At 63.1% G+C, this 20,263-nt stretch carries 18 protein-coding genes; 7 read left to right on the top strand and 11 right to left on the bottom strand.

Annotation, left to right across the window (positions count from 1 at the left end):
• Window positions 1–13: 13 nt before the first annotated feature.
• Window positions 14–631 (bottom strand): hypothetical protein, encoded by a 618-nt coding sequence (locus MB84_RS11585; protein WP_052653210.1) that lies wholly within the window; start codon window positions 629–631, stop codon window positions 14–16.
• 721 nt (window positions 632–1,352) lie between these two features.
• On the opposite strand from MB84_RS11585, the gene MB84_RS11575 reads away from it, so the two are divergent.
• From MB84_RS11575 to MB84_RS11545, 6 genes are all read left to right on the top strand, one after another.
• The gene (locus tag MB84_RS11575) at window positions 1,353–2,033 is read left to right on the top strand and encodes a DUF2092 domain-containing protein (RefSeq protein WP_211279369.1); all 681 of its coding nucleotides are present in this window, start codon (window positions 1,353–1,355) and stop codon (window positions 2,031–2,033) included.
• Window positions 2,034–2,901: 868 nt separating this feature from the next.
• Entirely contained in the window at window positions 2,902–3,318 is a 417-nt protein-coding gene (gene arfB / locus MB84_RS11565; protein WP_046291888.1) for an alternative ribosome rescue aminoacyl-tRNA hydrolase ArfB, read from the top strand.
• A gap of 124 nt (window positions 3,319–3,442) precedes the next feature.
• Window positions 3,443–3,730, top strand: a complete 288-nt coding sequence (locus MB84_RS11560; protein ID WP_245725535.1) for a helix-turn-helix transcriptional regulator — start codon at window positions 3,443–3,445, stop codon at window positions 3,728–3,730.
• 69 nt (window positions 3,731–3,799) lie between these two features.
• Window positions 3,800–5,095 carry a type II toxin-antitoxin system HipA family toxin gene (locus tag MB84_RS11555; protein WP_046291886.1) on the top strand — a complete coding sequence of 432 codons (1,296 nt, stop codon included), beginning with the start codon at window positions 3,800–3,802 and terminating at the stop codon, window positions 5,093–5,095.
• Window positions 5,096–5,207: 112 nt separating this feature from the next.
• Window positions 5,208–5,837: a DUF2239 family protein gene (locus MB84_RS11550; protein WP_046291885.1), complete on the top strand. Its 630-nt coding sequence runs from the start codon at window positions 5,208–5,210 to the stop codon at window positions 5,835–5,837.
• A gap of 278 nt (window positions 5,838–6,115) precedes the next feature.
• Window positions 6,116–7,546, top strand: coding sequence for an MATE family efflux transporter (locus MB84_RS11545; RefSeq protein ID WP_046291884.1), 1,431 nt, complete (start codon window positions 6,116–6,118; stop codon window positions 7,544–7,546).
• Here MB84_RS11545 and MB84_RS11540 read toward each other — a convergent pair.
• The 9 genes from MB84_RS11540 to MB84_RS11505 all read right to left on the bottom strand — a co-directional run bounded on the left by MB84_RS11540 (window position 7,444) and on the right by MB84_RS11505 (window position 17,109).
• Window positions 7,444–8,658, bottom strand: coding sequence for an MFS transporter (locus tag MB84_RS11540; protein WP_084009729.1), 1,215 nt, complete (start codon window positions 8,656–8,658; stop codon window positions 7,444–7,446). The two genes, MB84_RS11545 and MB84_RS11540, sit on opposite strands and share 103 nt — an antisense overlap.
• A gap of 373 nt (window positions 8,659–9,031) precedes the next feature.
• The gene (locus MB84_RS11535) at window positions 9,032–9,268 is read right to left on the bottom strand and encodes a ChaB family protein (RefSeq protein WP_046291883.1); all 237 of its coding nucleotides are present in this window, start codon (window positions 9,266–9,268) and stop codon (window positions 9,032–9,034) included.
• Between the two features lie 38 nt (window positions 9,269–9,306).
• Complete coding sequence (locus tag MB84_RS28930; RefSeq protein ID WP_084009728.1) at window positions 9,307–9,462, bottom strand: DUF3309 family protein; 156 nt, start codon at window positions 9,460–9,462, stop codon at window positions 9,307–9,309.
• 321 nt (window positions 9,463–9,783) lie between these two features.
• Window positions 9,784–10,224: a PRC-barrel domain-containing protein gene (locus tag MB84_RS11530; protein ID WP_046291882.1), complete on the bottom strand. Its 441-nt coding sequence runs from the start codon at window positions 10,222–10,224 to the stop codon at window positions 9,784–9,786.
• A 158-nt stretch (window positions 10,225–10,382) separates the two neighbouring features.
• A complete protein-coding gene (locus MB84_RS11525; protein ID WP_046291881.1) occupies window positions 10,383–10,745 on the bottom strand; it encodes a BON domain-containing protein in 363 nt (120 codons plus the stop codon).
• 230 nt (window positions 10,746–10,975) lie between these two features.
• Window positions 10,976–11,920 carry a BON domain-containing protein gene (locus tag MB84_RS11520; RefSeq protein WP_046291880.1) on the bottom strand — a complete coding sequence of 315 codons (945 nt, stop codon included), beginning with the start codon at window positions 11,918–11,920 and terminating at the stop codon, window positions 10,976–10,978.
• Between the two features lie 332 nt (window positions 11,921–12,252).
• A complete protein-coding gene (locus tag MB84_RS11515; RefSeq protein WP_052653204.1) occupies window positions 12,253–13,803 on the bottom strand; it encodes a GGDEF domain-containing protein in 1,551 nt (516 codons plus the stop codon).
• A gap of 68 nt (window positions 13,804–13,871) precedes the next feature.
• A complete protein-coding gene (locus MB84_RS11510) occupies window positions 13,872–15,383 on the bottom strand; it encodes a DUF2252 domain-containing protein (RefSeq protein WP_084009726.1) in 1,512 nt (503 codons plus the stop codon).
• Window positions 15,373–17,109, bottom strand: coding sequence for a mechanosensitive ion channel family protein (locus tag MB84_RS11505; RefSeq protein ID WP_065225776.1), 1,737 nt, complete (start codon window positions 17,107–17,109; stop codon window positions 15,373–15,375). The genes MB84_RS11510 and MB84_RS11505 overlap by 11 nt, the downstream gene beginning before the upstream one ends.
• 295 nt (window positions 17,110–17,404) lie before the next feature.
• Between MB84_RS11505 and MB84_RS11500 the strand changes: the two genes are divergently transcribed.
• Window positions 17,405–19,525, top strand: a complete 2,121-nt coding sequence (locus MB84_RS11500; protein WP_046291878.1) for a putative bifunctional diguanylate cyclase/phosphodiesterase — start codon at window positions 17,405–17,407, stop codon at window positions 19,523–19,525.
• A 25-nt stretch (window positions 19,526–19,550) separates the two neighbouring features.
• Here MB84_RS11500 and MB84_RS11495 read toward each other — a convergent pair whose 3' ends face one another.
• The gene (locus MB84_RS11495) at window positions 19,551–20,111 is read right to left on the bottom strand and encodes a winged helix-turn-helix transcriptional regulator (RefSeq protein ID WP_046291877.1); all 561 of its coding nucleotides are present in this window, start codon (window positions 20,109–20,111) and stop codon (window positions 19,551–19,553) included.
• Between the last annotated feature and the right edge of the window lie 152 nt (window positions 20,112–20,263).

The following is a 20,263-nucleotide window of genomic DNA, read 5'->3' as shown; positions in this document are numbered from 1 at the left end:
CGGGTGACACAACTTAGGGCTTCGGGGCCGAGGCAGGCACCGACGGCACCCTCTTTGCCTTGTTCTTTGCCGCCGGATCGGGCGTCACGGCCACGGCAACCGCTTCGGTGTAGTTCACCGTCATGGAGTCGCCTACCTTCACGCCTTCGAGCAACTTCGGATCTTCCACGTTCACGTCGACCGTGCGATTCGGGCCACGCAACGTCACGACATTCGACTTACGGTCGATACGCTGCACCGTCGCCACGACCTTCAGATTACGAGCCGCGTCGGCGGCAGGCTTCTGACCCGGCGTCGCGCGGTCGGCCCCTTCGGTCAGCACGCGGCTGCGAATACCGTCGCCCGGCGCGACGGAGATGGCCACCGAGCGCTGAAACGCCACGATGATTTTGTCGCCCTTGCGAATCTGATCGAAATTCCGGACATCCGGGCCAACGACGAAGGTGACCGGCTTGCCGTTATCGTCGGCGACCTGAATGGTGCGCTTCTTAACATCCACGCCCAGCAACGTGGTCCGGAATTCGACGACGTCGCCTGCAACGATCGGTGCCGGACGCGCCGCATCCTGTGCGTGCGCCACCGTCCCCAACGACAACAGACCGGCCAGAATCATGGCATTCGTGAGCTTCATGCTGAGTCCTTTTGTTATCGATGTATGCATATCGAATGCATACGTTGCATATTGTTTCGCAAACTAGTTAATTGTCCAAACTAAAACACCGGGCATTCGCCGACTTCGTAAAAACCCGGATGTTTCCATCGGATAGTAACAAAATAATTCAAAGCCGCAAGTTTCTTTCGAATTGCATACCAAATTCCATCATCGACTTACGTAATTTAAATTACCCTCAAATTCCCACGAAATCTCTTAATATTCACTAAATATGGGAATCGAGAATATCGCTGGTTGATGCAGATCAAGCTTTTCCGACGGTTCACGGGGTAATAGGTTTTCTTTTTGCATCGCCCCGGATACAGCTTGTTACAAAATTATTCGTCAAGTTCAAGTAATTCTTAATCCGTTCGGATGATGGTTACGCCGCTTGACAGTTTGCAATCCGAATCACTATTCTGATCCCACATACCGCGCGCCATGCCGCCCGGGTATTGCCTGAAGTTCATGTTTGCGCGCCATCTGGCGTCGCGTCCGCACATGTTGGTCGTCCCGTTCAATTCCATCATTCGAATGAGGTCACACAGTGCTTTTTCCATTCTCCCGACGAAAAATCCGACGATATCCGCCCCGCGGCGTGAGGCTGGCCTTGTTGACGGGCGCACTGCTCGTGGCCGCACCGGCATGGGCGCAGGCCCCTGAATCGGACAGTACTTTGCCAGTACAGGGTATGCCGGAGATGCAGCAAGGCGCCGTCGATGCGTTGACGACAATGAGTCGGTACTTGCGCTCCCTCAAACGATTTCAGGTACACGCGGATACCGTGACCGATGCCGTGTTAAGTACCGGACAGAATGTCGGCTTTCTTCACCAAACCGAGTTATCCGTCCAACGCCCCGATAAAGTCCGTGCTGTTGTGACGGGTCAGGCGCGCAATCGCGGGTTCGTCTACGACGGCAAAACCTTCACCCTTTATCAAGAATCGCAAGGCAAGCGGTATTTCAGTCAGGCAAGCGCTCCGCCGACCATCGACGAGCTGATACGCGATATCGACGAGAAATATCAGGTCGGTATGCCATTGGCCGACCTCTTCTATTGGGGCATGGACCCGGACGATGCCACGCAATTGCGTTCAGCTCTGTTTATCGGTCTGGACCGCGTGGGTGGCGAGTGGTGCAACCATTACGCGTTCCAGCAGCCCGACGTCGACTGGGAGCTGTGGATTCGGGTGGGTTCGCGCCCGCTGCCATGCCGCTTCGTGATCACGGATACGTCGCAACCGTCGCGCCCGCGACATTCCGTGAATTACCGCTGGGACGTGAATCCGACTTTCCCGTCAGGGACCTTCACTTACAAGGCCCCGGCCGGCGCGCAACGCATCGAGATGCGGCCGCCGTCTGCCGCAGGAGGTCAGCAATGACGCGAACGACCTCTTCAACAAGCACACCTGCGACGGTGGGCACACGCGGCATCCTCACTGTGGCTCGTGCGACGTGCCTTGCCACAGCGGCGGTGCTCGTCCTGACGTCCACGGCCAGTTATGGCTTCGGTTTTCGGGGCGGCGCGCGCACCAGTCTTCACGCTGGCGGCGGTGGTGGCTTCCACGGAGGCGGCGGGTTCCATGGCGGCGCGCCGCAAGGCAACTTGAGCGGTGCCACGCGCGGTGGCGGCCCTGCGGGCGGCGGCGCGATGCATGCCAATGCCGGGGGTGGACAACCGCCCGGACCGGGACCTCAGCCGCATCCGAACCCCGGCCCCAATCCGTCACCGAATCCCGGCCCGCACCCGCCTGGCCCCGGACCTGGCCCCGGACCTGGACCTGGACCTGGACCTGGACCTGGACCTGGACCTGGACCTGGACCTGGACCCGGGCCGCACCCGCCCGGCCCCCCTCCTGGCCCGGGGCCAGGACCCGGGCCACATCCGCCGCCGCCCCCTCCACCACCCCCACCGCCGTATTGGGGTTGGGGTGGCGGTTGGTATGACCCGGTGGCGGCCGCCGTCACAATCGGGGTATCGGCAGCCATCATCGGCTCAACTGTTGCTTCGTTGCCGCCGAGTTGCGTGAGCACTATCGTCAACAACGTTGCCTATCAGCGTTGCGGCTCGACCTGGTATCAGCCGGTCTATTCCGGCACTACCGTCCAGTTCGTCGTCGTGACGGCACCTCACTGAGGCAGCTATCTCAGCGCGCATGTCGGCAGCACCGGATATCATCTCCGGCGCTGCCGCATCGCTTTTGGGGTGTCGCTTGTGGGCGTCGCATCGGGAACGTTATTCTTGAGCCCATGAACCGTCGCATTCTTATCGCCCCCGAAGACGTCGAACTCACGGCCATGCGCGCGCAAGGCGCAGGCGGCCAGAACGTCAACAAAGTCTCCAGTGCCATCCATTTGCGCTTTGACGTCATGCGCTCGTCGCTGCCCGACGAAGTGAAAGCCCGCCTGCTCGCCCGGCTCGATCACCGCATTACGCAAGACGGCGTGATCATCATCAAGGCGCAACAACATCGCTCGCAGGAACTCAACCGCGCCGACGCGCTGGCGCGTCTTCAAGCGCTGATCGACGCCGCAGCCATCGCCCCCCGCCGCCGCGTGCCCACGCGCCCCACGCTCGCGAGTCAGGTGCGCCGCCGCGATGCCAAGCAGGTGCGCTCTCGCGTTAAAGCATCGAGAGGCAAGGTACATTCCGGACACGAGGGTTAAGGCTAATTTTTATTAGCATTAACACATAAAAGCTAATTTTAATTAGCTTATTTTTTGCACGTCGCCCGGGAAAATGCTAAGATAAGTCATCATTTATCCCGAAAAGCACATGATAATGAGCTTCATGGAACCGCTAATCTCGGCACGCAAAGACGCCGGACTGACCCAGGCCGAACTGGCGGATCAGGCCGGGCTGTCGCGCATGACCGTGCAAAAAATGGAGTCGGGCGCGCTCGATCCGCGTATGTCGACCTTGCTGGAGACGGCGCGCGCGCTCGGACTGGAACCGATGTTCGTGCCCGCCGCACTGCGTCAGGAAGTCGAAGCGTTTCTGCGCTCCGGCGGCAAATATCTCGGGCAGCCGAGCGGCGTGTCGGCCCCGCCCTCCATCGTGGATACGCTTCGGGGCTAACCCGCCCGACGGGCATTATCGGCACTGGCGGCACCCTCGACACATGACCGCCCGAACGAGACTCTCGCCATGAATATCAAGTACTTGCGCGCCTATCTGCACCAGCCGGACGGCAGCCGTCGCGCCATCGGCTATCTCTCCCAGTACGGGGACATCCTGCGCATGTCGTTCGACGAGGACTACATTGCGGACGCACGACGTCCTGTCCTCTCGCTCGCCTATCGCGGGGCCAACGAGACGGCGACCCGCGAAATTCTCGCCTCTCCGCAGGACGTTCGTCTCGTGCGCACCGATGGCCGCTGGCCTGTGTATTTCGAGAATCTGCTGCCCGAAGGCCACAACCGCGAACGCCTCGCGGCCGAGCGCCATTGCAGTCCCGACGACGAATTCGAACTGCTCGCCGCCGCCGGTCATGATCTGATGGGCGCATTGGAAGTCGAGCCGGTACCGCCGCGCGAAGGCGTGCCGGACGTCGTGCATCGCTGGCACACCGCATTGGGACTCGAAATGGTCGAGCCGGGCTTCGTCGACACGCCAGTGGAAGATGCGGCGTCGCTGCCCGGCGTCGTGACGAAGTTCTCCGCCATTCGCGACGGCCGCCGCTACATCGTGAAGCGTCAGGGGCGCGCGGGATCGGTCATTCTCAAGCTGCCGACCACGCGCCACCCCGATCTCGTCGAGAACGAATTCACCGGCTATCGGCTGTGCGAAGCCCTCGATCTCGAATGCGCAAAAGCCGAAATCATCTCGCGGCACGACGCCGATCTGCCTGAGCACGTACCGTTCGAGCACATCCTTGCGGTGCCGCGCTTCGACCGGCTGCCCGATGGCCGACGTGTGCATATGGAAGAGTTCGCTCAGGTGCTGCAATACCCGCCGCGCAGCAAATACGGACGCGGCCTCGACGTCGACTACACCACGATGCTGCGCGTGCTCGACCAACTCTCCGGCCAGCCCGTACGGGACGTGCGCGAGTTCATGCGGCGTCTGATCGCGTTCATCCTGCTCGGCAACACCGACGCGCATCTCAAGAACTGGGCGTTGATCTATCCCGACGCGCAGACACCACAACTCGCCCCCGTCTACGATCCGGTGTGCGTCGCAGCCTTCTTTCACGATGTACCGCTCTCGCACTACGGCGTAAACCGGGCCATCGACAAGACGCTGCGGGCGTTCGACTGGCCCGCCCTCGAAGCGCTGCTCAAAGGCGCAGGACTGCTGCGCGTGGGACGGCTGATGACGATCGCCCGTGAGACAGTTCGTGAAGCGCAGACCGTCTGGCCCACCTTGCTCGACGAGGCACCGGGTGCCGTCAAGGCCACCGTGCTGGAGCGACTGAACGGCGGCGTGGCACTGACCGCCTGAAACGCCGACTTGCTACACCGCCGACAATATTACCCGGATGATATTGCAATTCAAATAACACCCGGGTAATATTCGCCACATCGACCGTCCGTCACTGTTATCGGAGTCCGCTGTGGCTGCTCAATCTCTTGGCTATACCGTCTTTCGCGACAAGCGTCGCATTGCCTCCGGTTCGCTTGCCGACGCCGCCATTGCCTATCAGCAGGCGATGCTCGCCGACCCGCACGCGTCGGTCCTCATCTTCGACAACCTGACGGGCGACACGCGCGATGTAGACGCACGCGGTAGCGCCGCCGACATCCGTGCGCGCTACCCCGCCGCCGTGGCCGACAGCCCCGACAGCCCCGTGGGTGCCGACAGTGCATCCGAACCGGCCGATGCCCCCAAAGGCCGGGGCCGCCCGAAGCTCGGCGTCGTGGCACGCGAAGTCACGCTGCTGCCGCGTCATTGGGACTGGCTCTCCGAGCAGCGCGGCGGCGCGTCCGTCGCCCTGCGCAAGCTGATCGACGAAGCCCGTCGCGCGAATGCCGAGCGCGATATGCAACGTCGTGCGCAGGAGCGTTCGTACAGCTTCATGTCGACGATGGCAGGCGACCTGGCGCACTTCGAAGAGGCGTCTCGCGCGCTCTTCGCCAACGATCTCGACGCACTGGCCCAGCGCATCGTCGAATGGCCCGAAGACGTGCGCACGCACCTGATGCGCCTCACGTCCACCGACGATCTGGTCGATGCGTTGGCCTGATGCACACCGGCGGGCCATTTGCTGGCGAGGGTGCCTGACATCCGTCACACCGGACTGACCACGCCGTAGGCCATCGGCGCGAGGTGCCGCCGCGCCCTCGCGCCCCCTTCACGGATTTCACTGCTCACCGGGCGGACCGCCGTCCCGGATAGGCCTCGCTTTGCCTGTCGCTTTTGCGGTATCCCGTTCGATGCCCCCCTGTCGACGTCCCTGTTTACCGACGTCCTTGTCCGACGTGTCCCGTCCGACGTTTGCGTTCTCACCAAGGAAAACGAACCATGACGCAACACCCCTCCACCCCACCGCAGCCGCCCAGACCGCTCTGGAAGACCTGGCTCCTCATCGCCGTGCCGATGATGCTGACCAACGCGCTCCAGTCCATTGCAGGCACCGCCGACGGCATCTATCTCGGCCACCTGATCGGCACCGACGCGATTGCGGCCGTCTCCGCGTTCTTTCCCGTCTTCTTCTTTTTGCTGGCCATCGTGATCGGTCTGTCTGCCGGTGCAACCGTCATGATCGGCCGGGCATGGGGCGCGCAGGATCGGGCGCTCGTGCGCAACATTGCAGGCACGGCGCTCGTGATGATGTGCGGCGCGAGCCTCGTGATCAGCGTGCTGGGTGGCCTGTTTGCGACGCCGCTGATGCGCCTGTTCGGTACCCCCGAGCCCGTCTTCGACGCCGCGACGCTATACGCCCGATGGATGCTCATCGGCATGCCTGTCATCTTTATGCTCTGGCTGACGACGTCGATGAGCCGGGGCACCGGCGACGCAGTGTCTCCCCTCATCGCCCTACTGATCGCAACGCTGCTGTCGCTTGGTCTGACACCGGCGTTCATCTACGGCTGGGGACCGTTCCCCGCACTGGGCGTAGCGAGTGCCGTGGCGTCGACGATGCTCGCGTTCACCGTCGCCCTGCTCTGGATGACCATCCACTGGCGACGCAAGGGGCATCCGCTGGCGCCGAGCGCCGATCTGTGGCGCGCGATTCGATGGAATCCGGCGTTGGCGCGCGGCATCCTTCACATCGGCGTGCCCGCAGCGATTCAGATGCTGACGATGGCGATTGCCGAGATGGCGCTGCTGAGCATGGTCAACCGACACGGTGCGAATGCCACCGCCGCTTACGGCGCAGTGACGCAGGTGATGAGCTGGTTGCAGATGCCGGTGATGACGCTGGGCATCACGGCGTCGATCCTGTGCGCCCATGCCATCGGCGCAGGACGCGGTGAGCGCGTCGGCGCGATCGTGCGCACCGGTCTGCTGTGCAATCTGGGACTGACCGGCAGCCTGATCATGGTGATCTATCCGATCGCACCGACGCTCCTTCGCGGCTTCCTGACCGATCCCGACGTGCTGTCGCTCGCGACGCACCTGCTCTACATCGTCGCCTGGAGTGTGCTGGTGATGGGAGCCACCGCAGTGATGACCGGCGCCATGCGCGCCAGCGGCCGCGTGTGGGTGCCGACGCTACTCGGCATGACCGGGCTGTTGGGCATCGAAGTGCCCGCCGCGTGGATGTTCGAGCGGATCGCCGGACTCACCGGCATCTGGTGGGCGTATCCGCTCGCGTTCATCGCCATGCTGACGATGCAGGGCTTGTGTTACCGGGCCTTCCGGCGGGCATCGTGCCGCGCCCAGAAGAACATGACCATGCCCGCGCAGGAGAGCAATGCGCCGACCCAACCGGTCGACGTCCAGCCGTAACCCGCAGTGATCGCCACACCGCCGAGCCATGCGCCGGCGGCGTTGGCCATATTGAAGGCCGAATGATTCAGCGCCGCCGCGAGCGTTTGCGCCTCGCCTGCCACGTCCATCAAACGAATCTGCAATGCGGGGCCGATGATGATGATCGTGCCGATCGCCAGCACGTTCACTCCCGCCAGCCAGGGGCTCGACGATGTGAACGCGAAGGCCACGAGCAACAATGCCGACCAGATCAGCGTGCCGCCGATGGCGCGCATCAACGTGGCCGCCGCCACCAGACGCGGGCCGATGATCGTGCCACCGACCATCCCCACGCCGAACAGCGCGAGATAGAACGGCACCCACGACTCGGGCACACCGGCGACTTGCATCAGCGTCGGCTTGATATAGCTGAAGACAGCAAACATGCCGCCGAAGCCGATGGCGCCGATTCCCAGTGTGAGCCAGACCTGCGAGTTGCGCAGTGCGCCCAACTCGCGCAGCGGGCTCGCGCCATGCGGTGCAGGCGCGTCCGGCACCCAGCGCCACACGAGCAAGGCCGTCAGCGCGCCGATCACCCCCACCATCACAAACGCCGCACGCCAGCCCAGCCATTGGCCAAGGCCTGCGGCAATCGGCACACCGAAGAGTGTCGCGAGCGTGAGTCCGAGCATGACTTGTCCGACGGCATGCACTCGGCGATGCGGCGGCACGAGCGACGCCCCGACGAGCGCCGCCACACCGAAATAGGTGCCATGCGGCAGACCGCTGAGAAAGCGCAACACGATCAGCGAGAGATAACCCGGGGCCAGCGCACTTGCGAAATTACCGATGGCGAACATCGCCATCAGGGCGACGAGAAACGCGCGACGCGGCAGACGCACGCCGAGCACCGCAAGCAATGGCGCGCCGATCACGACACCCAGTGCATAGGTGCTGATGGCGTGACCGGCCTGAGGAATGCTGATGTCCAGACCTTTGGCGACGTCGGGCAACAGGCCCATGATGACGAACTCGCCGGTCCCGATACCGAAGCCGCCCATGGCGAGCGCCACGAACGAAAGCCAGACGGGAATGGATGAACGGGGCAACGTTTCGGTCGCCTCGACGGGGAGGATTTGGGGGGAACTCATCGGGATTCGGAGATGACAGCAAGCAAGGATTTTACGCGAAGCCGTCAAAGTCTGCAGACTCACTGCGGCGTTGCAACATTATCAAAACGTCACAAATGCGGGCAATTGGCCTCGTTTTTGCATGCATCTGCCGCACCGCAATATGGCAAGCGACGAGACGCGCCCCCATCAACATCGCGACACGCGTGCACGCGCGGGGGCGACGTAAAAAAAAACCGGCCCAGTGGGTGGGCCGGCAAGCTACGAATGCGCTCCGGTTGCGGGAACCGAATGCAATCGTATTGGGGGTCAACGGCGAGTGCCGCTTCGCGTACGCCGCACGGATGCCACTGCGCAAAGCTTCCGCGCCCTCGCCGGAACCACCGGTCAGTGGTCAATGATGCTTCGAATGCCACTTCCCGGACTTGTCATCCTTTTCGTAAGTCTGTTTCACGGCGCTCCATGCCACTTTGTGCGCCGTCTCTTCACGCGATTCATGACCGCGTCGCTCGCCGGGATCCTTGTACTCATCCCAAGCCGAATTGAACGCCTTGAGATAGATCTGCTGAGCGTGCGCCGGCAAGTTGTCTTTCACGCTCGCCGGTAAATCGTGAGTCTGTCGATACGGCATGACGCGTCCTCCTTGTCCTCCTTGGGTGGGGCCAACCGTCAGATATGCCCCATCACCACGAGCAACACCACAATCAGAACGACCAATCCGAGCCCGCCGGATGGGTAGTACCCCCATTCCCGGCTATGCGGCCACGCGGGTAACGCACCGATCAACAGCAACACCAAAACAATCAACAAGATGGTGCCAAGCATGACTTTCCTCCCTTGCCGACCTGACGACGTCCGTCACCTGCCAGCCATCCGGGCGACCTGCACGCTGTCCCGCCCCAACCGCACGACCGCTCGACATACTTGCCGGGCGGGCGGACCGGGGGATCTTCCACCGGCGGATCGAGCGGCCGGTCGGGCGGCGGCATCGGCGTCGGTTCGTCCTCGTCAGGAGGCGACTTCGGCGGCGGTGTCCCCGGCGGTTTGCTCGGGTCAAACGGCTCCGGCAAATGCCCTTCCAGACCGGGCACCCGCGTCAGCCGACGAATTTGTTTTGGGCTCGGCATGAGCAAAGACTCGTGCGGCTCAATGCCAGTACGGGTCGACGGTGTAATACGTATGCACCTGCTCGGCCCAATGCATGTCGGCCATACTCGGCCAGTGGTCCTTGTCGAACCCCGGCGCCTTCTTGAGCGCCTCTTTGTCGATGTTCAGGATGAAGCGCTTGTTCTCCACGTCGAGCTGTAAGGCATGCCACGGAATGGCGAACAGTTTGTCCCCCATGCCGAGGAAGCCACCGAAGGACAACACGGCATAAGCCACGGTCCCGCGCTGGACGTCGAGCATGATGTGCTTGACCTTCCCGAGGCTCTCGCCTGCGGTATTCACGACGTCTTCCGCGTCGAGCGTGTCGGCCGCCATCACGGACGGACCCGGGCCATCGGGCAGCTTGTGCGATGCGCCGACGATGCGAGCACCGGGTTGATTGGGTTGGGGCGTCTGGCCCCGGCCTGATTGCATGTTCATGATTCCTCCTTCGCTAATGAAGTCGAAGCACGCATTTCAGAACAACGGCGAGTAACTTACGCCGTCATCCCAACAATGCGTCTTCGACAGGGCGAGAGTGCGGTCTCTTGTACATTGCGGCGACATGAGTCGCCGCAACGTGCTGCAATGACTGGCGCTTACTTGGCGGACACCTTGAGGTCGTTCTTGACATCGACCACGCCATCCACGCCCTTGACCGTATCCTCGACGAGGGTCTTCTGCGCCGACTCGGGCACCGAACCCGTCAGATGCACCACACCGTGGCGCGTCGTGACGTGGACCTTGGTCGACGGCACGTCCTTCTTCGCGAGCAACTCGGCCTTGACCTTGGCGGTCAGCGCCGAATCGTCGATCTTGCGGCCGGTATCGCTCATCACGCTGCTGGCGCTCGCGTTATCGGCAATCTTGATGATCCCGCCCTGATCGAGCGCGTGAGCTGCGATACCCGTGGTAGCAAGGGCACCCGCCATGACGAATTTGAGCAAATTGGCTTGTTTCATTGTGTTGACCTCCCGAAATTGGCCGTCGCGTCACTGGCATTGCGTCGCATTGCCTATGGGCGTCACCTCCTGCACGTCAAGCGCGCGGCGCCCACACGACGACCGAGTCTTAGGTGATACATCCCCTCGCCCGGAGATGCCCGGTCTTGCCTCTTGACCGGCGTCTTCGGTGCATTGCCTGTATCGCTGCACCCCCCGATGCCGGTTTGTCCTTTATTAGGTTGTTTGCGTTAAATCTTGTGACCTTCCTGGCTCTCGCCCGGGCGGCTCATCGATTTCATACGCCGCTCGTGCAACCGGTTGTCGACGCCCTTCACGCCGTCGACCTTCTCCACTTCCGTCTGCACGACGTGTTGCATCCAGCGTTCGGGCACATAGCCAGTCAGCAGTACCAGGCCTGACGTCACGCTCACTTCGACGTGGGACACATCGAGGTCGATGGCGTCGGACAGCGACTTGCGAATCGCGTCGTGTATCGCGCCATCGGCCTTGACGTCTTCGTTCTCATTGCCACGCCCACCGCTACGGCCCCGACGCCCTGCTGCCTGTCCGGCTTCGCCCTCGATATCCTCGACGCTGCTCGCCTTCGCATTGCGCTTGAGCGCATCCACCGGTTCGACGCCGACCGTGCCCTTCGGCCAGTCGACTTGCCGCGACTGCGCCGGACTTCTCACCGGCGGCATCGATCCCGAGGCATCCCGTCCGGTACCGGCATAGTCGTCGTGCGGACCATAAGCGCTTTGCCGCCCGAATCTCGGGTGCTCGCCCGGCACTGCATCTGCCGGGCCATAGCCGCTCTCCTCGCCATGAGCGATCTGCGGCGCATAGCCGTGACCGCCCGAACCACTTGTCGACCTCTTTTCTGTTCCCTGGGACGCGGCGCGCTTCGGCGACGACGCCCCTAACCATTCCGGCTCGCTTTGCTGGACCGCGCGCGCCGTTTGTTCGTCGCGCGCCGCCGCCTGCCTGGCCTCATGCGGCTGTGCTTTGTCCGCATCGTCCGTCACAGGCTGTGGCGCTCCGTGCGTTTCGGCATCGCCGTCTTCATGCGTGAGTTCGTGATCCTCGCGTTCCGGCCGATTTGACGACGTGCCTTTGCGCGCTTCTTCTTCCGCCAACCCACGCTTGCCCGTGTGGGTGGGCGCTACGGGCGACGGGGGGTTACGCTTCGCCATGACAAACTCCTTGGCTGCCGTCCGTGCTATTGCATCTCGCACCGGACTTGTTGAAATCGATTGTAGAGAGCCCGCCGCATTCGGCGAATCGGCGGAATCTGAAAGACGTGTAGGCGGGCGCTGGCAAGACGTAAATGACGGATGCATCATTCCGTCGATACGCAAAGAGTCACCAAAGGATCAAAGACTTACAGCCGTCTTTTGATCCTCTTGAAGAACGAGAGATTCGCGAGAAAATGCGGACCATGAATCGTCGATCCGCACCCGTTGCAAGTGCGAAACCAGACAATTCCTACGAGGAGATGGGGACGACCCGCGGGGAATCGACGGACTTACGATGCCAATGCGGCCGTAGCATCGTCTTCCGAAGCGACGATCACGCGATTGCGGCCGGTGGCTTTGGCCCGATAAAGCGCGCGGTCCGCAGCCTTGACGAGCATATCGACCGACTCCCCGGCGCGGGGCTGTCGGCAAGCCACACCGATGCTCACCGTCACATGACCGAAGTCGCTCGATGCATGGTCGAGGTCGAGGCGGTCGACCGCTAGACGGATACCCTCCGCTACGCGCTGAGCGCCCTGTGCATCGGTGTCCGGCAGCACGACGATGAATTCCTCTCCACCATAGCGACCGGCGGCATCCGACGGGCGTTGCAGCGCCGCCCCGATGGCGCTGGCGACCGCAGCGAGTGCGGCGTCGCCCGCCTGATGCCGGTGCGTGTCGTTGTAGCGTTTGAACCAGTCGATATCGATGAAGGCGACGGCCAGCGAATGACCGGCGCGGCGCATGCGCCGCCACTCCGTCGCAAGGATCTTGTCGAGCGAGCGGCGGTTCGAGAGGCCGGTGAGACCATCGGTACGGGCCAGAAGGCTCAATTCCCGCTCGGCCCGCAGGCGTCTGCGCAACTGGGCTGCGAGGAGTAACGACGTCAGCACGAACCCCGCGTTGAGCAGGAGAAACAGTCCGCCGAACTCGATGACGCGCTTGTGCCACGGTGCAAGCGTCTCGTTGCTGGACGTGACGATGATCAGCGTCAGGGGCGCATTACTCAGAAACCGGCGGGACATCAGGCTGTCGCGCCCCATGAAGCGGATCGGATAAATGCGATATTCGTCACGCCCCGGGGGCAACGATTCGTAGCGACCCCTCTGCGCCATCGTCAACCCGATGACATTTTCGTCGTACGGTTTGCGCATGAGAATTACGCCGCCCTTGCCGAGCAGCAGGATCACCCCCTGACGTCCGACTTCGATGTGATCGAACAAGTGACGGAAATACTCGATGTCCACCGCGAGCGATACGACGCCGCCGAACGAGCCGTCCGCGCGGGAGATGCGTCGGCTCATGACCATGGTCGGCGCGTCGTTGCGAAGGCGCGAATGGAGAAAGCCGCTCACGTACAATCCGGCATCCGGGTTGGCGCGATGGACGCCGAAATAGTCCCGGTCGGCGAAGTTGAACGGACGCGGCACCTCGCTCTGCGCGTCAATAGCGACGTTTCCCTCGGGATCGAGCACGACGAGCGACCCGATGTAACGCGACGCCCCTGCCCGCTCGAAGATCAGCTCACGACGAAGTGCGGGCGCCATGGCCTCGATGTCGGGACGCGCCAGCAACTTCACGACCGCGTCGAGCGAAGCCTCGTACAGCTGAAAGTTGAGCTCCAGATCCCGGTCCAGGACTTCGGCGATGTTGCGCTGGTTATCGGCCGCACGGGCGAGCACCAGCAGCCGACCTTCGTAGAGCAACGCCACGGCCACCATCATGACGAGAATGGATATTCCCACGCCACTCCATACGATGAGCGTCGGCGTGCGCACGACCCAGCGCACCGCCGTTTCCAACGCGACGACGATACGTGCCTGCAACCGATGCAGCGGCATACTTCAATGCGCTCCTTCCTTAGTCGGGTCCAGCGTCAAGCGAATGGCGACGTCGGCCCATCATCGCTTCAGGCCATAAAGTCGGCGGCCATATCCGCGTCGGTGCGCGCTTCGAGCCTTCCGTCACGGCATGCCTTGCGAAACACTTCGTAGTCCCGCTCGACCTGATCGGCGTAGTCCGTCGCGTAATGAATCAGCGCCTCGCCCAGACGAATCCCCTTGCCGACGTAACCCACGAGTTCGGGCGCGCATCCGCCCGCTTTGGCATGCGCACGGGCCAGCACCCAGCCGCACAGACTGGCGTACTCGCGAAAGCCGTCGGCACGAAACAACTCGAACTGTGCGGAGATCTTCATGTCGCGCAACTGGCGGCCATAGATACAACGACCGAACGGTCCCGAACCCCAACCGAGGAAGGCGTCGGAGGCCGCCTGCATGAGACGCTGCCCCTCGACCACACGACGTCCGTCATGCTTGGGTGTGGCATTGCGGAAGAAGCGAGAGACGACCGAACGCGACGCCTCCTTGAACTGAAGGAACAGCGGCTGCGCGTGGGTATCCATCATCAGCAACACCAGACAGCGCGTACCGACGCTGCCGACGCCCACGACCTTGAACGCCAGGTCCTGCTGCGTGTAGCTATCGAGCATGCGGGCGCGATCGGGCGGGAGTGAGTTGGTGTAACTCTTGTAGACCGGAGCGAACAAAGTACGCCAGTCGCCCAGACCCAGCCAGTCGTCTTCCGGACCGAAAAGCGTGGTCGCGCCATGGACGTGAAACACCGTGGGCGGTGTGTCGCGAATCTGCCAGTAATCGCCGATCTGCTGAGCGAACTTCGGCAGAACGTGCTCATGGGTGCGGCCGGACGCCCGGGCGATGCCGCGCTTGACGCCCTCGCGCACCCGGTCGGACCCGGCCAGGTTCAGCATGCGCTCAAAGGTGATCTGCTCGTGCCAGAGTTCAATGGTCGGCATGTGGGCGTACTCGTCCAGCCGTCGGGCATAGCTGTCTACGGCCGTGCGCACCATCTCGACACCCAGCGTGTCGCCGAAGCCGAACTGCCGGGCGGCGAGCACCAGACTCGCGCACAGCCGTTTCAGATCCCATTCCCACGGGCCGGGCGCGGTTTCGTCAAAATCGTTCAGATCGAAGATCAAGCTCCGCTCAGGGGTGGCGAAACCGCCGAAGTTCGCCAAATGGCAATCCCCGCAGATCTGCAGGGTGAGCCCGGTGTTCGGCGTACCGGCCAGATCGTGCGCCTGGACGATCGCGCTGCCGCGATAGAAGGCGAACGGCGACGCGAGCATCCGACCGTAACGCAACGGTACGAGCGCCGCCACCCGCCCCTCGCTGCTCGTTCGCAACAACGCCACGATGTCGCGGTCGGTGTTACCGAGGTGCGAATGACTGCTGCGGGGTGTCTTCTCGCGCAGTTGGCGCCCCGCTGCGACGCGGGCTTCGAACGGAACGCTGGGCACCGTCGGTTGCGACGATGAGACGGGCGCGACAGACGCTGCGGTCGGTGCGGCTGGGGCCGCTTTCGCGGCACTTTCCTTTGTCGTCAATGATTTAACGGGCATGACCGGTTCCTTGTTCTTGTGATGTCGGCAATGGTGCGGATGTCGATGGCGCGCTGCCCGCATCCACGGGTGCGCGCGCCGGGGCCGGATACCAATGTTCTGGCTGGATCGTCAGCGGCGAGTGGGGTTGCTCTTCGAAATGCGGCGACATGATCTGGACGCCGTAGCGGTTGAAGACGTCCTGAATGTTTTCGTGAAGCGCGGAAATCGCCCCGAAACGCGTGGCCGGATCGCGCAAGGTGGCAAAGACTTCGTACTCGACGTAGAAGTCCGACAGCGCCCGTTGCAATACATACGGCGCGGGCTCAGCGGCGACTTGCGGCGTGTGCGTCGCCGCTTCGATCAGCATGGCGTGCACCTGACGCCACGGCGTGTCGTAGCCGATGGTCAGCGTCGTGCTGATTGCAACACCGTGCCCACGCCCATGCGTCGTGAAGTTGCGTACCGTGGAGGCCACGACGACGGCGTTCGGGATCGTCAGTTCTTCCTGCGCAAGATTGCGCAACTTGACCGAAAGCGCATCGACGCCGACGACTACGCCGGTAGCGTCACCAATCGACACGAGATCGCCCTTCTTCAGCGAGCGGCTGTAGATCACGACCATCCCGCTCATCAATTGATTGACAATGCCGCTGGATCCCAGCGTGACCATCAGACCGAGCAGAACCGACAGACCTTTGAAGACGTCGCTCTGCGCGCCCGGCATGTAGGGGTAAGCGAATGTCAGCGCAAGACCCCAGACCACCACCGACACCAAACGCCGTGTTGCGCCAGCGGTCTCGGGGTGCATGCCGGGAATGGACAGGCGTCCGCTTTGCACCGCGTCGAAGACGTTGTTGACGAGGCTCTGCAGGGCACGCGTGAGAAGAAAGATGACGATGACCGTGAGGATGCCCGGGATGGCGGCGGCCACGCCGATGCCGAAACGGTCCACGAGCGTCCAGAGGAAGTCCGACAGGCGTCCGGCCAGTGGCTGGCTGGCCGGGAACTGCATCAGCACGAAGATGAGGTAAAGATACGCGAAGGCCAGCGCCAGACACACGGCCCCGATCTGCACGACCTGATGCACAAGGTGAAAAGCCGACCCTGTCCAGTCGAAGGTGCGGGCCGTGCGTTGCAGGACACGCTTTTCGAAGGCGGTCTGAAGGCGCGTCTCAAGCCGGGTCCGCATGCGCCCGATGCCGATCACGATGATCGTCAGCACGACGGCCCCGAGCGCACTGAGCGCGATGCCGCGCAGAATCGTCGGCCAGTGAAGCTGCGCGCGCCGCGCGGCGAAGGCGGTCTGAAGATTCGTCTGCACCTCGGCCACCACGGCGTCGAGCGGGCGCGGGTCGCCCGGTGCGAGGTCGTCGGTCGTCAGCGCAAAGAGGATTCGGTCGCGCACGCGGAACGCCACGCCGGACGCACCGCCGAGCGATGCGTGCAGCACGTCGACAGGCAAATCGAAGGTGCCGCCGGGCAGACTGTCGAGCACCGCCTGGGCCCGTGCCGCCCGCACCTCGGGGGTTGCGCCGCCAAGCGTGCCGCGGAACGTGACAACCGGCCGGTCCATGAAGCGAAGCTCGGCCCCGTCGTTCGGCGCGTTGGCGGACGCGTCTGCCACGCCCGAGGACGCCGGCGGCGAAGCCGCGACCGCAGATGTCGCTGATACCGCTTCAGTGAGCGGCGCGACGGCCATTCCAACCACCACCAGCACTTGCAACAGCCTCATGCGAATGCGCATATCACGGCTCCTGCGGGCACGTTGGCCACCAAGATTGCACTCAGTGAGAGGAAATCCCAAGGAAATCAGGCAAAATCTAGGGCTGCTGTATTTCGCCCCGCGCGGGCGGGTATGGACGGATTATTCACTATGGCATCGGCACTGTCGAGCATCGACGCAGCAGGCGCGAATACGCGCGCGCGAGGTGCAGGCAGTCGCAGGTTCCCAGATTCTCGGCAATATTCCACCGCAATCCTCAACTATTGGCGCTGCGTGCCGATAACCAGTTAAGCGGGACTTTTCGGTCGGTTTTCATATGTCCAGTTCGTACAGTGGTTGGCTTGTTGCGCTATCGCTAGCAGTGGCGGTACTGGCGTCGTTCACGGCGCTCGACCTGTCAGGTCGCATCTATCTTCTGACCCACCGTGGCATGCGCCAGGCGTGGCTTGCCGTAGGCGCGACCGCCATGGGTATCGGCATCTGGTCGATGCACTTCATCGGCATGCTCGCCCTGTCGCTCTCGCCTTCGTGGTCGCCGCTCGACTCGAAAGCCACGCTCGCCCTCGGCTACGACCCGGCCATCACGGCGGCGTCGCTCGGCATTGCCATCGCGATTTCATGGGCAGCGCTCTGGCTCGTCGCCAGCGAACGCTTCACCCGGTGGCGCCTCGGATGCGCGGGCGTCACGCTGGGCATCGGCATCGCCGCCATGCATTACTCCGGCATGGCCGCCATGAAGATGGACCCAGCCATCAGCTACGATCCGCTGCTCTTCGCCGCGTCGATCGCCATTGCCATTGCGGCCGCCACGGCGGCGCTGTGGATCGCCCGGACGCTGCGCGACGGCAGCCTGCGGTATGTGATGGCCAAGCGCATGGGTGCCGCCGTCGTCATGGGGCTTGCCATCACCGCGATGCACTACACCGGCATGTCGGCCGCCACGTTCGCCGCGGGCGCCGTCTGCGGCGCAGCCAACGGCGTGAGTTCGCCGTGGCTGGTGACGACCGTGAGCCTGTTTACCTTCCTGATTCTGATCACCACGATGCTGGTCTCCCGTCTGGACGCGCGTACGAGCTTCCTGGCCAACTCCGTCCTGCAACTGAACACCCAGATCGCCCGCATGGCGACGTACGACGCGCTGACGGATCTGCCCAACCGCCGCGCCCTGCATGACGCGGCCGCGCGCATGCTGATCAACTCGCGTCGCGACCAGCGCCGGTTTGCGGTGCTGTTCATGGATCTGGACGGCTTCAAGACCATCAACGATTCGCTGGGCCACAACGTAGGCGACGACGTACTGCGCGCCTTCGCCAAGCGACTGCGCAAGAACGTGAATGGCGACGACGTGGTGGCCCGGTTGGGCGGCGACGAGTTCGTGGTGCTGCTCGGCTCGCTGTCGTCACCCGAAGTCGCGGGACGTGTGGCACAGCGACTGCTCGACGACATGCGCGACGGTCTGAAGGTCGGCACCCAGTCGCTGCACGTCATGCCCAGCATTGGTGTGGCGCTGTTTCCTGACGACGGCGACAGCATCGACTTGCTGCTCAAGCACGCCGACACCGCCATGTACGAAGCCAAGCGCGCGGGCCGGGGCATCTTCCGGTACTTCGAGCCGCGCATGAACGCGGCGGCCCAGCGCACCTGGGAAATTCAGCAAGCGCTGCACGACGCCGAGAGCGCGCAGTACTTCTCGCTGAATTTTCAACCGAAGTATCGTGGCGACACGGAAGCGCTGGCGGGTGCCGAGGCCCTGCTACGCCTGACGCACCCGACCTTCGGCGAATTGCAGCCGGCCGACTTCATCCCGGTCGCCGAGCGCACGGGTCAGATCGTGCAGATCGGTTACTGGGTGGTGCGTGCCACGTGCAAGCACATCAAGGAGTGGGATGCGGCCGGGTTGCCGCCGGTGAAGGTGGCGATCAACCTGTCGCCGCGCCAGATGGCGCAGTCGCAGTTGGTCGAGAACATCGTGCAAATCGTGCAGGACGCTGGCATCGCCTGCACGCGTCTGATGTTCGAGATCACCGAGACGGTGGCGATGTTCGACGCACAGCACACGATCGACGTGATCCGCGCCTTTCAGGATCACGGCTTCGAGGTGGCGATCGACGACTTCGGGACGGGCTATTCGAGTCTGGCGTACTTGCAACGCTTCCGCGTCAAGCAGCTGAAGATGGACCGCTTTTTCACCAACGGACTGGATACTTGCGGACGCGAAGGCAGTGCTGTGGTGTCCGCCATCATTGCGCTGGCCCACTCGCTCGATATGGACGTGGTGGCCGAAGGCGTCGAGACGGCGTCGCAACGCGAAGCGCTCAAGACACTCGATTGCGACGAGCTACAGGGTTTCCTGCTGGGCAAACCGCTGACCGGTGACGCCTTTGCCCGCCTGCTCGCATCGCTGCCGGGCATCCCGGGCACGCCTGTGATGGCCTGAGCGGCCGCCAGAAAACCAAACAAAATCAACGATCAGCCGCCACTTCCTCAGAACTGGCTTCCGCTTTTCCTTCTGCCTCCGCCACAGGCTGCCCCGTCGCAAACGCTGCGGCTCGCGCCAGGCGCGCACGCATGCCCTGGGTGGCCACCGGACCTGCGCTAGGCACGTGCCGCTTCGGGTCCAGTCGCACCCCGGTCACTGCATCGACCACGACCGGCTCGACCACTTGCCCCGTCTCCCGGTCCACCAACTGAGCCGCAATGCCTTCCGGCGCAAAGTGCCGATTACCCCATGCGAGCAATGCCCACAGCACCGGACGGAAATCCCGACCGGCGTCGGTGAGCACGTATTCGAAGCGCGGCGGGCGATCGCAGTACTGACGACGCGCCAGCAAGCCTTCTTCCACCAACGCATTCAGACGTCGGGTCAACATGTTGGGCGCGATATCCAGGCGACGCTGAAAATCGTCGAAGCGCGTGGTCCCGTAGCCTGCCTCGCGCAAGATCAGGATGCTCCACCATTCGCCCACGCGCTCAAGGCTGCGGGCAATGGGGCATTGCATGTCGCGGAATGTCTTTCGTTGCATAAGGATTCCCCCTGTTCAGCGCCGTCGATGACGACCGCTGCCTATTACCATGCAAGTGAGCATAAGCGCGTCAACACCTGCGGGCAAGCCGACCGCGTCTCAAGAACCTCACATTTCACTTGAACAACGAGGCGTCACCGTTCTTAATTATT

This window comes from Pandoraea oxalativorans (genome assembly GCF_000972785.3).
Taxonomy (GTDB): Bacteria; Pseudomonadota; Gammaproteobacteria; order Burkholderiales; family Burkholderiaceae; genus Pandoraea; species Pandoraea oxalativorans.
The sequence above is the reverse complement of the archived record's forward strand: the minus strand, read 5'-3'. Positions and strand labels throughout refer to the sequence as shown.

Coding starts and splice junctions, on each gene's coding strand:
- MB84_RS11585 (WP_052653210.1), bottom strand. CDS start 631: ATGAAGCTCACGAATGCCATGATTCTGGCCGGTCTGTTGTCGTTGGGG.
- MB84_RS11500 (WP_046291878.1), top strand. CDS start 17,405: ATGTCCAGTTCGTACAGTGGTTGGCTTGTTGCGCTATCGCTAGCAGTG.
- MB84_RS11495 (WP_046291877.1), bottom strand. CDS start 20,111: ATGCAACGAAAGACATTCCGCGACATGCAATGCCCCATTGCCCGCAGC.
- MB84_RS11520 (WP_046291880.1), bottom strand. CDS start 11,920: ATGGCGAAGCGTAACCCCCCGTCGCCCGTAGCGCCCACCCACACGGGC.
- MB84_RS11530 (WP_046291882.1), bottom strand. CDS start 10,224: ATGAACATGCAATCAGGCCGGGGCCAGACGCCCCAACCCAATCAACCC.
- MB84_RS11515 (WP_052653204.1), bottom strand. CDS start 13,803: ATGCCGCTGCATCGGTTGCAGGCACGTATCGTCGTCGCGTTGGAAACG.
- MB84_RS28930 (WP_084009728.1), bottom strand. CDS start 9,462: ATGCTTGGCACCATCTTGTTGATTGTTTTGGTGTTGCTGTTGATCGGT.
- MB84_RS11510 (WP_084009726.1), bottom strand. CDS start 15,383: ATGCCCGTTAAATCATTGACGACAAAGGAAAGTGCCGCGAAAGCGGCC.
- MB84_RS11555 (WP_046291886.1), top strand. CDS start 3,800: ATGAATATCAAGTACTTGCGCGCCTATCTGCACCAGCCGGACGGCAGC.
- MB84_RS11525 (WP_046291881.1), bottom strand. CDS start 10,745: ATGAAACAAGCCAATTTGCTCAAATTCGTCATGGCGGGTGCCCTTGCT.
- MB84_RS11540 (WP_084009729.1), bottom strand. CDS start 8,658: ATGAGTTCCCCCCAAATCCTCCCCGTCGAGGCGACCGAAACGTTGCCC.
- arfB (WP_046291888.1), top strand. CDS start 2,902: ATGAACCGTCGCATTCTTATCGCCCCCGAAGACGTCGAACTCACGGCC.
- MB84_RS11505 (WP_065225776.1), bottom strand. CDS start 17,109: ATGCGCATTCGCATGAGGCTGTTGCAAGTGCTGGTGGTGGTTGGAATG.
- MB84_RS11535 (WP_046291883.1), bottom strand. CDS start 9,268: ATGCCGTATCGACAGACTCACGATTTACCGGCGAGCGTGAAAGACAAC.
- MB84_RS11560 (WP_245725535.1), top strand. CDS start 3,443: ATGGAACCGCTAATCTCGGCACGCAAAGACGCCGGACTGACCCAGGCC.
- MB84_RS11575 (WP_211279369.1), top strand. CDS start 1,353: ATGCAGCAAGGCGCCGTCGATGCGTTGACGACAATGAGTCGGTACTTG.
- MB84_RS11545 (WP_046291884.1), top strand. CDS start 6,116: ATGACGCAACACCCCTCCACCCCACCGCAGCCGCCCAGACCGCTCTGG.